Origin of the sequence: Streptomyces xanthophaeus, from assembly GCF_030440515.1 — a bacterium.
Classification (GTDB): Bacteria; Actinomycetota; Actinomycetes; order Streptomycetales; family Streptomycetaceae; genus Streptomyces; species Streptomyces kutzneri.
Genome location: NZ_CP076543.1, coordinates 3,687,501 through 3,699,682, shown reverse-complemented (window position 1 = coordinate 3,699,682; position 12,182 = coordinate 3,687,501). Strand labels below are relative to the sequence as shown.

At 71.7% G+C, this 12,182-nt stretch carries 11 protein-coding genes (1 of these 11 only partly in view); 9 read left to right on the top strand and 2 right to left on the bottom strand.

What is annotated here, in order from left to right:
- Positions 1 to 9: 9 nt before the first annotated feature.
- Entirely contained in the window at positions 10 to 762 is a 753-nt protein-coding gene (locus KO717_RS16105; RefSeq protein WP_437184640.1) for a hypothetical protein, read from the bottom strand.
- Positions 763 to 939: 177 nt separating this feature from the next.
- Between KO717_RS16105 and KO717_RS16100 the strand changes: the two genes are divergently transcribed.
- From KO717_RS16100 to ilvD, 4 genes are all read left to right on the top strand, one after another.
- The gene (locus KO717_RS16100) at positions 940 to 1,878 is read left to right on the top strand and encodes a Ppx/GppA phosphatase family protein (protein WP_301368228.1); all 939 of its coding nucleotides are present in this window, start codon (positions 940 to 942) and stop codon (positions 1,876 to 1,878) included.
- Between the two features lie 1,177 nt (positions 1,879 to 3,055).
- A complete protein-coding gene (locus KO717_RS16095; RefSeq protein WP_301368227.1) occupies positions 3,056 to 3,928 on the top strand; it encodes a sugar phosphate isomerase/epimerase family protein in 873 nt (290 codons plus the stop codon).
- On the top strand, positions 3,925 to 4,563 hold the full coding sequence (locus KO717_RS16090) for a TetR family transcriptional regulator (protein WP_301368225.1): 639 nt from the start codon (positions 3,925 to 3,927) through the stop codon (positions 4,561 to 4,563). Before KO717_RS16095 ends, KO717_RS16090 begins: the two co-directional genes overlap by 4 nt.
- Before the next feature lie 122 nt (positions 4,564 to 4,685).
- Positions 4,686 to 6,536 (top strand): dihydroxy-acid dehydratase, encoded by a 1,851-nt coding sequence (gene ilvD, locus KO717_RS16085; protein ID WP_301368223.1) that lies wholly within the window; start codon positions 4,686 to 4,688, stop codon positions 6,534 to 6,536.
- A 52-nt stretch (positions 6,537 to 6,588) separates the two neighbouring features.
- On the opposite strand, the gene KO717_RS16080 is transcribed toward ilvD, so the two are convergent.
- The gene (locus KO717_RS16080; RefSeq protein ID WP_301368221.1) at positions 6,589 to 8,739 is read right to left on the bottom strand and encodes a serine/threonine-protein kinase; all 2,151 of its coding nucleotides are present in this window, start codon (positions 8,737 to 8,739) and stop codon (positions 6,589 to 6,591) included.
- A gap of 105 nt (positions 8,740 to 8,844) precedes the next feature.
- Here KO717_RS16080 and KO717_RS16075 point away from each other — a divergent pair, with 105 nt between their 5' ends.
- The 5 genes from KO717_RS16075 to proC all read left to right on the top strand — a co-directional run.
- The gene (locus tag KO717_RS16075; protein ID WP_301368219.1) at positions 8,845 to 9,144 is read left to right on the top strand and encodes a peptidase; all 300 of its coding nucleotides are present in this window, start codon (positions 8,845 to 8,847) and stop codon (positions 9,142 to 9,144) included.
- A gap of 69 nt (positions 9,145 to 9,213) precedes the next feature.
- Complete coding sequence (locus tag KO717_RS16070; protein ID WP_437184517.1) at positions 9,214 to 9,744, top strand: hypothetical protein; 531 nt, start codon at positions 9,214 to 9,216, stop codon at positions 9,742 to 9,744.
- A 56-nt stretch (positions 9,745 to 9,800) separates the two neighbouring features.
- Positions 9,801 to 10,649 carry an ABC transporter ATP-binding protein gene (locus KO717_RS16065; RefSeq protein ID WP_301368218.1) on the top strand — a complete coding sequence of 283 codons (849 nt, stop codon included), beginning with the start codon at positions 9,801 to 9,803 and terminating at the stop codon, positions 10,647 to 10,649.
- On the top strand, positions 10,646 to 11,383 hold the full coding sequence (locus tag KO717_RS16060; protein WP_301368216.1) for an ABC transporter permease: 738 nt from the start codon (positions 10,646 to 10,648) through the stop codon (positions 11,381 to 11,383). Before KO717_RS16065 ends, KO717_RS16060 begins: the two co-directional genes overlap by 4 nt.
- A 115-nt stretch (positions 11,384 to 11,498) precedes the next feature.
- A protein-coding gene (gene proC / locus KO717_RS16055; RefSeq protein ID WP_301368215.1) for a pyrroline-5-carboxylate reductase crosses the window boundary here: on the top strand, positions 11,499 to 12,182 show its 5' portion. Its footprint extends 126 nt past the window's final position; only the first 684 of its 810 coding nucleotides appear in the window; it begins with the start codon at positions 11,499 to 11,501; its stop codon lies off the right edge, out of view.

Here is a 12,182-nt window from a genome sequence, read left to right as displayed (position 1 = left end):
GGCCTGCGGTCAGGCAGGGTCCGCGGGGTGCGGGGCCATCGGCAGCAGCGAGGCCAGCCGCGCCTCGCACAGCTTCACGAGTTCGTCGTAGCCCTCCTTGCCCATCAGCTCCGTCAGCTCGGGGCGGTACGACACGTACACCGGCTCGCCGGCACCGTGCGCGGAGGTGGCCGACGTGCACCACCAGTGCAGGTCGTGGCCGCCCGGACCCCATCCGCGGCGGTCGTACTCACCGATCGACACCTGCAGCACGCGCGTGTCGTCCGGCCGGTCGATCCACTCGTACGTCCGGCGGATCGGCAGCTGCCAGCAGACGTCGGGCTTGGTCTCCAGCGGCTCCCGGCCCTCCTTCACCGCGAGGATGTGGAGCGAGCAGCCCGCCCCGGCGGGGAACCCCGGCCGGTTCAGGAAGATGCACGCACCGTCCCAGCGACGGGTCTGCTTCTCCCCGTCGTCGTCGTGCTGCGTCCACCCGCTCTCGCTGCCGACGTCGTGGAACTGCCACAGCTCGGGCGTCAGCCGGGCCACGTGCTGCGCGACGCGCTGCTCGTCGTCCTCGTCGGAGAAGTGCGCACCGAGCGTGCAGCAGCCGTCGTCGGCCCGGCCCGCCTGGATGCCCTGGCAGCCGCTGCCGAAGATGCAGGTCCAGCGGGAGGTCAGCCAGGTCAGGTCACAGCGGAAAATCTGCTCCTCGTCGGCGGGGTCGGGGAACTCCACCCAGGCCCGGGGAAAGTCGAGCCCCTTCTCGTCGGCCGCGACCACGGCCTTGTCCTTGCCGCCCTTGGCGTCGGCCTTGGCCTTCGCCTTGCTCTTGACGGTGTCCTTGCCCGTGTCCTTCTGCGACCGGGTCTTGTTGGCCTTCTTCGTATTTGGCACAAACCCAAGCCTATGCGCCCCTTACACAACCCCCGAGTCTTCCTCGCAGTAGCGTTTCCCCCTATGAGACTCGGTGTGCTGGATGTGGGTTCGAATACGGTCCATCTGCTGGTGGTGGACGCGCACCCCGGCGCGCGCCCGCAGCCGGCGCACTCGCACAAGGTGGAGATGAGGCTGGCGGAGCTGCTCGACGAGCGCGGCGCCGTCACTCCCGAAGGCGTCGAGCGTCTCGTCTCGGTGATCGGCGACGCGGTCCAGGCCGCCGAGGACAAGGGGTGCGAGGACGTCCTCCCCTTCGCGACCAGCGCCGTACGCGAGGCCACGAACGCGGACGAGGTCCTCGCGCGGGTCAAGGCCGAGACGGGCGTCGACCTGCCGGTGCTGAGCGGCGAGGACGAGGCCCGGCTCACCTTCCTCGCGGCCCGCCGCTGGTTCGGCTGGTCCGCCGGGAAACTGCTGGTCCTGGACATCGGCGGCGGCTCGCTGGAGATCGCGTACGGCATCGACGAGGACCCGGACGCGGCCGTCTCCCTCCCGCTGGGCGCGGGCCGCCTCACCTCGGGCTGGCTCCCGGGCGACCCGCCGGACGCGCTGGACATCCGGGCGCTACGGCGGCACGTGCGGGCGGAGATCGCCCGGACGGTCCGCGAGTTCAGCCGCTTCGGTGCGCCGGACCACGTGGTGGCCACCTCGAAGACCTTCAAGCAGCTGGCCCGCATCGCGGGCGCGGCCCGCTCGGCGGAGGGCCTGTACGTGCAGCGGGATCTGACCCGCAAGTCCCTGGAGGAATGGGTCCCGCGCCTGGCGGCGATGACCACGGCCCAGCGCTCGGCCCTCCCGGGCGTCTCGGAGGGCCGGGCGAACCAGCTCCTGGCGGGAGCGCTGGTCGCGGAGGGCGCGATGGACCTCTTCGGCGTGGAGGAGCTGGAGATCTGCCCGTGGGCCCTCCGCGAGGGCGTGATCCTGCGCAGGCTGGACCACATGCCGGCGCAGGGGGCGTAGGGGAGGGTGGGGTCGGGGAGGGTGGGGCGGGGGCTCCGGTAGTCGGGAGCCTCTTGGCCGGAATCAGAGTGGCGTATGGGGGTTTCCCGTCAGTCCCATCGTCCCTCCGTGTCGGGCCGGTCCCTCAAGGGCGCTCCCTTCGGTCGCGTCGCTTCGCGATGTCGCTGCGCTCCACCCTTGACCGACCGTCCCGCCCCGGAGAAACGAAAGACTGCCGGGAAGCCCCCAAAGGAACGGGCCGGGAGATCAAGACAGGGACAGGGCGGCCAGAGAAGCGCGAGGAGATCCCGGCCGGCACGACCAAGAGACGGGGCCCATCACAGACCAGGGCCCGCGTCGGGGGAGCGCATCCAATCGCTACGCGCTCCTTATCTCTCAGCGTCGCCAGACCGTCTGGGGCTGGACATAGGCCGCCCACGGCCTCGGTCCCGAGCTCGCTATGCGTCCGACGACCGCCTGTGGTCGGCCACAGGCCGCCCCAGATCGCTACCCGCTTCTCCCTGACCGCGTCCGACGGCCGCCAGGGGCTGAGACCTCGGCTATTCCGTCGTAGAACCGGGTCAACGCGAGCATCACCCCCAAACTCACGGATAGATGGGGGCAATTAGGGTAATCTGTCGGCCTCTCTGGCCGCCCACCTGCACTGACCCGCATCCACGACGACATATCCGCAGTCCCACCCCTCCTCACCCCGGCCGGCCGTCAGACGCCCCCCCCATGCACAGCACCTACGGGTCTTGGGCGGCCTATGTCCAGCCCCAGACGGTCGTCGGACGCTGAGAGATGAGGAGCGCGTAGCGATTGGATGCGCTTCCCCCGACACGGGCCCTGCTCTGGATGGGCCCCGTCTCTCGGACGTGGCCCTGTGCGCCCGACCGGGTCGCGCTTCTCTGGCCGCCCCGTCCCTGGAAAGGATCCCCCGGCCCGTTCCTTTGGGGGCTTCCCGGCAGTCTTTCGTTTCTCCGGGGCGGGACGGTCGGTCAAGGGTGGCCGAAGGCCATCGCGAAGCGACGCGACGAAGGAGCGCCCTTGAGGGACCGGCCCGACACGGAGGGACGATGGGACTGACGGGAAACCCCCATACGCATCCCTGATTCCGGTCGGGCAGATCCCGCCTTCCGGAGTCGCGTGGCCGCCGTCACGGTCGGGCGCCGTTGCGGGCCCGTACCCTGTCTTCGTGGCAGAACCAGTCCGTGTCCCGACCGCGAAAGTCGCCCTATCCACCGCCTCCGTCTATCCGGAGTCGACGGCGACCGCCTTCGAGATCGCCGCGCGCCTCGGTTACGACGGCGTCGAGGTGATGGTCTGGACGGATCCGGTCAGCCAGGACGTCGACGCCCTGCGCCGGCTGTCGGACCACCACGGGGTGCCGATCCTGGCCGTGCACGCGCCGTGTCTGCTGATCACCCAGCGGGTGTGGTCCACCGATCCGTGGACCAAGCTGCAGCGCGCCCAGTCCGCGGCCGAGCGGCTCGGGGCGAGCACCGTGGTCGTGCATCCGCCCTTCCGCTGGCAGCGCCAGTACGCGCGGGACTTCGTCACCGGTATCTGGCGGATGGCCGACGAGACCGACGTCCGGTTCGCCGTGGAGAACATGTACCCGTGGCGCTACCGCGACCGCGAGATGCTCGCGTACGCCCCCGAGTGGGACGTGACGAAGGACGACTACCGTCACTTCACCGTCGACCTGTCGCACACCGCGACCGCCCGTACCGATGCCACCGCGATGATCGACCGGATGGGCGACCGGCTCGCGCACATCCACCTCGCCGACGGGAACGGCTCGGCAAAGGACGAGCACCTGGTCCCGGGCCGCGGTACGCAGCCCTGCGCCGAGCTGCTGGAGAGCCTTGCGCGGACCTCGTTCGACGGGCACGTGGTGATCGAGGTGAACACCCGCCGGGCGATGTCCTCCGCCGAGCGCGAGGCCGATCTCGCCGAGGCGCTGGCCTTCACCCGCCTGCACCTCGCCACCACCGCTACCACCCCCGACGCTCCCCCCACCCGCACCCCCACCCCCGCCGAGCGCGACAAGGCCCGCCGGCCGTGACCGATACCCCCGGTACCCCCGACGCACCCAAGCCGCGCCGCCGCGGCCCCGGCCGGCCCCGGCAGGACGAGGCCGACGACGGCCCCGGCACCCAGGAGCGCATCCGGCTCGCGGCCCGTGAGGTGTTCGCGGAGCGCGGGTACGACAAGACGTCCGTGCGCGGCATCGCAAAGGTCGCCGGCGTCGACCCGGCTCTGGTGCACCACTACTTCGGCAGCAAGGACGACCTGTTCGCCGCCGCCATCGAGGTCAGCATCGAGCCCGCCCTGGTGGTCCCCGCGATCATCGGTGAGGGGCCGGACGGCATCGGCGAGCGCCTCGCCCGCTACTTCCTGGGCGTCTGGGAGAACCCGGTCACCCGGGTCCCGCTGCTCGCCGTGATCCGCTCGGCGCTCACGCACGAGGCCGCCGCGAAGGTCCTGCGCGGGCTGGTCCTGCGGCGGCTCCTGGAGCGCGTCGCCGCCGACCTCGACGTCCCCGACCCGACCTTCCGCGCCGAGCTCGCCGCCTCCCACATGGTCGGCATCGCGATCCTGCGCTACGTGGTCCAGGTGGAGCCGCTCGCGTCCGCCGACCCGGAGAAGATCGTGGCTCTGGTGGCGCCCACGCTCCAGCGGTACCTGACCGAGGAATGACCCTCCCGTCCCGGCATCCGGACGCGCTGTCCGGATCGCGGGCGGTGGGCGTAGCCTCGTATCTGAGCCATATCCGCAGTCGCGGCTGACCGTACAGCCGCACTCATGGGGAGTGAAACCGCATGCCCGAGCTGAGGTCCCGCACCGTCACCCACGGCCGCAACATGGCAGGCGCGCGTGCGCTGATGCGCGCGTCGGGCGTAGCGAGCGCGGACATCGGCAAGCCGATCGTCGCGGTCGCCAACTCCTTCACCGAGTTCGTCCCCGGTCACACCCACCTGGCGCCGGTCGGCCGCATCGTCTCCGACGCCATCCGTGCCGCCGGCGCGATCCCGCGCGAGTTCAACACCATCGCGGTCGACGACGGCATCGCCATGGGCCACGGCGGCATGCTGTACTCCCTGCCCTCCCGCGACCTGATCGCGGACTCGGTCGAGTACATGGTCGAGGCGCACTGCGCCGACGCGCTGATCTGCATCTCCAACTGCGACAAGATCACCCCGGGCATGCTGATGGCCGCGATGCGCCTCAACATCCCGGTCGTCTTCGTCTCCGGCGGCCCGATGGAGGCCGGGCAGGCCGTCCTCGTCGACGGCACCGTCCGCAAGCTGGACCTGATCGACGCCATGGTCGACGCCTCCAACGAGAACGTCTCGGACGAGGACGTGCTCCGCATCGAGGAGAACGCCTGTCCGACCTGCGGGTCGTGTTCGGGCATGTTCACCGCCAACTCCATGAACTGCCTCGCCGAGGCCATCGGCCTGGCCCTGCCGGGCAACGGCTCGGTCCTCGCCACGCACACCGCCCGCCGGGCCCTGTACGAGGACGCCGGCCGTACGGTCGTGGAGATCACCAAGCGCTACTACGAGGACGGCGACGAGTCCGTCCTCCCGCGCAGCATCGCCACCCGCGAGGCCTTCGAGAACGCCATGGCCCTCGACATCGCGATGGGCGGCTCCACGAACACGATCCTGCACCTGCTGGCCGCTGCCCAGGAAGCGGGCCTGGAGTACGACCTCACCGACATCGACGCCGTCTCGCGCCGTGTCCCGTGCCTGGCCAAGGTCGCGCCGAACGTGGCGCCCGGCGGCACGTACTACATGGAGGACATCCACCGGGCCGGCGGTATCCCCGCCATCCTCGGCGAGCTGCACCGCGGCGGCCTCCTCAACAAGGACATCACCACCGTCCACTCCGACGGCCTGGAAGACTGGCTCGCCAAGTGGGACGCCCGCTCCGGGACGGCCACCGACACGGCCATGGAGCTGTGGCACGCGGCCCCCGGCTGCGAGCGCTCCGCGACCGCCTTCTCCCAGTCCAAGCGCTGGGAGACCCTCGACCTCGACGCCGAGGGCGGCTGCATCCGCTCGGTGCAGCACGCCTACTCCAAGGACGGCGGGCTTGCCGTGCTGCGCGGCAACATCGCCGTCGACGGCTGCGTCGTGAAGACCGCCGGCGTCGACGAGTCGATCTGGACGTTCGAGGGCCCGGCCGTGGTCTGCGAGTCCCAGGACGAGGCTGTAGACAAGATCCTCCGCAAGGAGATCAAGGCGGGCGACGTCGTCGTCATCCGCTACGAGGGCCCGCGCGGCGGCCCCGGCATGCAGGAGATGCTCTACCCGACCTCCTTCCTCAAGGGCCGCGGCCTCGGCAAGGTCTGCGCCCTGGTGACGGACGGCCGCTTCTCCGGCGGCACCTCGGGCCTGTCCATCGGCCACGCCTCCCCGGAGGCGGCCTCGGGCGGCACCATCGCGGTCGTCGAGGACGGTGACCGGATCCGCATCGACATCCCGAACCGGTCCATCGAGGTTCTCGTCGACGAGGCCACCCTGGCCGCCCGCCACGAGGCCCTCGGCGGCGTCTACGCCCCGAAGAACCGCGAGCGCAAGGTGTCCGCGGCCCTGCGCGCCTACGCCGCGATGGCCACCAGCGCCGACAAGGGCGCGGTCCGCGACGTCTCCCTCCTGGGCTGACGAACGACTCCGCCGGCGCCCCCGCACCCTCCGGTGCGGGGGCGCCGGCGTCTCACCATCCGCCCGGATCCGCCGCCGCCACCGCGAACACCGATCCGTCGGGCGCCCCCGTGAAGACCCGCCCACCGCCGACCACGGGCGCGGGCAGGGTGGAGGTGTAGCCCGGCTCACCACCCAGCCTGGGCTTCGTCTGTCCCAGGAGCCGGCCCGCGCCGTCTACGGCCAGCAGCCGCCCGTCCGAGGCCGCCAGATGGATCCGCCCGTCGTGGACCACCGGCCGCGAGCCCACGGCCACGCCCGTCTCCAGCCGCCATTCCTCACGCTCCGCCCCCACCGCGGCCAGGGCGCCCGACGTGCCGAAGACGTACACCCGGCCCTCGGGGCCGACCGCGGCCTGGGCCTCCAGCAACGGCGACGAGAGGGGGATCCGGCGTACGGCTCGTGTCGCGAGATCCACCCGCACGACCGCCCTGGTCACAGCGCCGGACGCGGACCGCGTGTCACCTTCCAGCAGGTAGAGCCCGCCGGCCGCCGTGCCGACCGGTTCCAGCAGCGCCGGGCTGCGGACCTGCCAGCGCACCGTGCCGTTCGTGGCATCGACAGCGGAGACCTGGGTCGATTTCCCGTCCGCTCCCTGCGCGCAGAGGTACAGGCCGGCGCCCCCCGGCGGGTCCGGTTCGGCGAGCCATGCGGAGCCGGCTCCGCCGATGCGGTGCTCCCAGCGCGTCGCGCCCGTGGCCGCGTCGAGCATGGTGGCCTTTCCGTCCGGGCTCGTGACGAGCAGCAGACTTCCCACAGGCACCACCCGCCCGCCCTCCGGCAGGGCGCGCTTCCACCGCTGCGTACCGGCTGCCGCATCCAGGGCCCGCAGGCCCCTTCCGTCGTCGTCCACTGCGAACACCAGTCCCGCGGCGTGCAGCGGAGCAGGGTTCGGGGCCATCCGCGAAGCGGGTGCCGCGCTTCGAACGGACCACATCACCGAGCCGTTCGCGGGGTCGAGCCGGGCGGCCGCCAGCCCCGGCCCCGAGCAGTACAGGCCTCCGGCCGACCACGAGCAGGCCGGGAGGGGATTGCCCCCGCCCCGTTCGCCCACGTGTACCGCCCACGGCGGCCCGGCCTTCGCCCCGGGACCGGGCTCGGTGGCCTCGGCGTGCACGGTGGAGTGCGCCGACGGGTCTGCGTCCGTCCCGTACGAGAGGTATCCGCCGAGCGCCCCGCCGGTCAGCAGCAGCGCGCCGCCGACCGACAGCACCAGCCGTGACCGCCGCCGCCGCGGCGGGGTGGGGCCGGGCTGCTCGGCGGCCATCCGGTCCCGCCGGTGGGTGGCCTCGTCCCGCCGGTTGGGTCCGCGCGGCCTGGGGATGAAGGCCCGGGTGTCCTCCGACGTCGGATAGGCCAGGGCACGCAGTTCACTGATCAGCACATCAGGGGTCGGGCGTTCGGAGGGGTCCTTCGCGAGGCAGGACTCGACGACCGGTCTCAGGGCCTCCGGCAGGCCGGTCAGGTCGGGGTCGTGGTGGACGACCTGATACGCCACCAGATAGGGGCTGTCGGAGTCGAAGGGGCCGCGCCCGGTCGCTGCGTGCACGAGTACGGCGCCCATCGCGAACAGGTCCGCCGCAGGCCCCACTTCCCTGGGCCGCTGGAACTGCTCGGGCGCCATGAAGGGCGGTGTCCCGATCAGCTTTCCGGTTTCCGTCCGCAGGTCGCTGTCGGTCGGCCGGGAGATCCCGAAGTCGATGACCCGTACCCCGTCGGGTGCCATCAAGACGTTGCTCGGCTTCAGATCCCGGTGCACCACACCGGCCCGGTGGATGTCCCGCAGGGCCTCGGCGAGTCCGGCGCCGAGCCGGGCCAGTTCGGCCGGATCGAGCACCCGCTCCCGCACCCGCTCGGCGAGTGTCGGTGCGTCGATGAACAAGGTCGCCATCCAGGGCCGTTCGGCGTCCGGATCCGCATCCACGACGGGCGCGGTGAACGCCCCGCTCACACGACGCGCCGCGGCCACTTCCTGCCGGAACCGGGCCCGGAACTCCGGGTCCACCGCGTGTTCGGGGTGCACGATCTTGACGGCGAGTTTCAGTCCCGACGCGGAGGTGGCGAGGTGGACGACGCCCATACCGCCCGAACCCAGGACGGATTCCAGCCGGTACTGCCCGGCGTACTCCGGAAAGCCCGCCCGATCCCTGCGCAGCGACTGCACCGCTGACCACCCCCGCCGGAGCCTAGTCGATGGCACCTGGCTATCTCCAAGGTCCTGCTACCCTGCGCGAGTTGCGCAACGCAACGCTCAGGGGGGAGTTTTCGCATGTCCGAAAAGAGTGAGGCCGGTCAGGCCCAGAGCCTCGCCGCGGAGTCCGGTTTCCAGACCTTTCCGGTTGCTTCCGGCTACCGGGTGAACGTCCGCAGCGGCCCGGGCACCAGCTACGCCATCGTCAAGGTCCTGCCGTACGACTCGTACGTCTCGATCCGCTGCCAGGGCCCCGGTACGACGGTCTCCGGTCCCTTCGGCACGACGAACATCTGGGACTGCATCGGCAACGGTCAGTTCGTCTCGGACGCATACGTCCAGACGGGCAGTGACGGCTACGTCGCCACGCGCTGCTGACCGTCCCGGACCCGTCTGCCACGTGAGACACACCCGGCCCGACCGGCCCGGCGAGGGATAATCGCTGATGTGAGCGACGACCAGCGAGACCAGACCCCCGCCGAGCCGGCCGCGCAGGGCCCGCTGCCCGCCGGCCCGCAGCCCGAGCCGATCCCGTTCTTCGGCACCACCTGGGTCGAGCACGACGGCGGCTACGCCCTGCGCCGCGTCGGCCTCGCCATCGGCTCGCTGGCCACCGCCGTCGCCGCCGCCCTGCTGCTCCGCTTCGCCTACGAGGGCCTGGAGATCGGCAACGTCGGCCCCTTCCTCAGCATCTCGGTCGTGGTCCTCTTCGCGATCGCCAGCTCCATCGCCTTCACCAAGACGTGGGCCTCCTTCAGCCGTCGCCCCGCCCCGTCCTCCGACGAGGCCGCCCTCAAGGGCCTGAAGACGATCGGTTTCATCGGCTCCCTGATCGCGTACTTCCTGCGCTGCCTCGGGGAGGCGCCGGGCGAGAAGCTCCGCCGCGCCGAGTACGAGCGCGCCCAGGCCGAGTACGCCCGCCGCCGCAGCACCCGTACGGGCAACCCGGCCGCGCGCCGCCCCAAGCGCAAGAAGTAGCCCGCATCCGTCCCGGCGATTGACGTCCTGGCACCGCCAGGAGCATTATTCATCACATGATGAATAACCAGGCCGAGGGAGACCCGGCCGCCGTCCACGCCCATGACCTGACCGTCCGGCGCGGCACCGGCCGCACCCCCCGCACCGTCCTCGACTCCATCGCCTTCGACGTCCCCCGCGGCCGCATCACCGGCCTCCTCGGCCCCTCAGGCTGCGGAAAATCCACCCTCATGCGCGCCATCGTCGGCACCCAGGCGCACGTCACCGGCACCCTCGACGTCCTCGGCCACCCCGCCGGCCACCCCCGGCTCCGCTCCCGCATCGGCTACGTCACCCAGGCGCCCAGCGTCTACGACGACCTCACCGTCCGGCAGAACCTCGACTACTTCGCCGCCGTCCTCGACCCCGGCCGCGCCGCCGCCGACCGCCGCGCCGCCGCCGTCAGCCGCGCCATCACCGACGTCGACCTCACCAGCCGCGCCGGCGCCCTCGCCGGCAACCTCTCCGGCGGACAGCGCAGCCGCGTCTCCCTCGCCGTCGCCCTGCTCGGCACCCCCGAGCTCCTGGTACTCGACGAACCCACCGTCGGACTCGACCCCGTCCTGCGCCGCGACCTGTGGAACCTCTTCCACGACATCACCGCCACCCGCGGCGCGACGTTCCTCGTCTCCTCCCACGTCATGGACGAAGCCGAGCGCTGCCACGACCTGCTCCTCATGCGCGAGGGCCGCATCCTCGCCCAGGACACCCCCGACGCCCTGCGCACCCGTACCCACGCCGCCACCGTCGAGGAGGGCTTCCTGCGCCTCGTCGACGAAGCCAACGCCAATGCCAATGCCAACGCCGAGGCCGCCGACGCCGCCGCCGTCTCCGACGTCACCGCCATCCGGGAGCAGACCCGATGAACGCCGCCCGCACCACCGCCACCGCCGCCCGCGTCCTGCGCCAGCTCCGCCACGACCCGCGCTCCATCGCGCTGATGCTCCTGGTCCCCGTACTGATGCTCACCCTGCTGCGCTTCGTCTTCGACGGCAGCCCCAAGACCTTCGACGGCATCGGCGCCTCACTCCTCGGGATCTTCCCCCTCATCACCATGTTCCTGGTGACCTCCATCGCCACCCTGCGCGAACGCACCTCCGGAACCTTGGAACGCCTCCTCGCCATGCCGCTCGGCAAGGGCGACCTCATCGCCGGCTACGCCCTCGCCTTCGGCGCCGTCGCCGTCCTCCAGTCCCTCCTCGCCACCGGCCTCGCCCTCTGGGCCCTCGGCCTCGACGTCATCGGATCCCCCTGGCTGCTCCTCCTCGTAGCCCTCCTCGACGCCCTCCTCGGCACCGCACTCGGACTCTTCGTCTCCGCCTTCGCCGCCTCCGAGTTCCAGGCCGTCCAGTTCATGCCGGCGGTGATCTTCCCCCAGCTCCTCCTCTGCGGCCTGTTCGCCGCCCGCGACACCATGCACCCCGTCCTCGAAGGCCTCTCCGACGTCCTGCCCATGTCCTACGCCGTCGACGGCATGACCCAGGTGCTCACCCACACCGACATGACCGCCGACTTCGTCCGCGACGCCGCGATCGTCGCCGCCTGCGCCCTGCTCGTCCTCGCCCTCGGCGCGGTCACCTTGCGCCGCCGGACGCCTTGACTCCTACGGGCCTGACCGCACTCCGGACAGCGCCTCCCCCTTCCCCGCCCGGGTGCAAGGATGAGGACGTAGACGTAGCTCACGCGCAAGAACAGTTCGGCGAGGTGGATCGGGCATGACCCAGACAGTCGCAGTCCTCGGTACCGGCAAGATCGGTGAGGCCCTGCTCAGCGGAATGATCCGCGGCGGCTGGCCCGCCGCGAAGCTCCTCGTCACCGCCCGCCGCACCGAACGGGCCGAGGAACTCCGCACCCGCTACGGGGTCGAGGCTGTCTCCAACGCCGAGGCCGCCAAGCGCGCCGACACCCTCATCCTCACCGTCAAGCCCCAGGACATGGCCAAGCTCCTCGACGAGCTCGCCCCGCACGTCCCCGCCGACCGCCTGGTCATCAGCGGCGCCGCCGGCGTCCCCACCGCCTTCTTCGAGGAACGGCTCAGCCCCGGCACCCCCGTCGTCCGCGTCATGACGAACACCCCCGCCCTCGTCGACGAGGCCATGTCCGTCATCTCCGCCGGCAGCCACGCCACCGCGGCGCACCTCGCCCACACCGAGGAGATCTTCGGCAGCGTCGGCAAGACCCTGCGCGTCCCCGAGTCCCAGCAGGACGCGGCCACCGCCCTCTCCGGCTCCGGCCCCGCCTACTTCTACTTCCTCGTCGAGGCCATGACCGACGCCGGCATCCTCCTCGGGCTGCCCCGCGCCCAGGCCCACGACCTGATCGTCCAGGCCGCCATCGGCGCCGCCGTCATGCTGCGCGACAGCGGCGAACACCCGGTCAAGCTCCGCGAGGCCGTCACC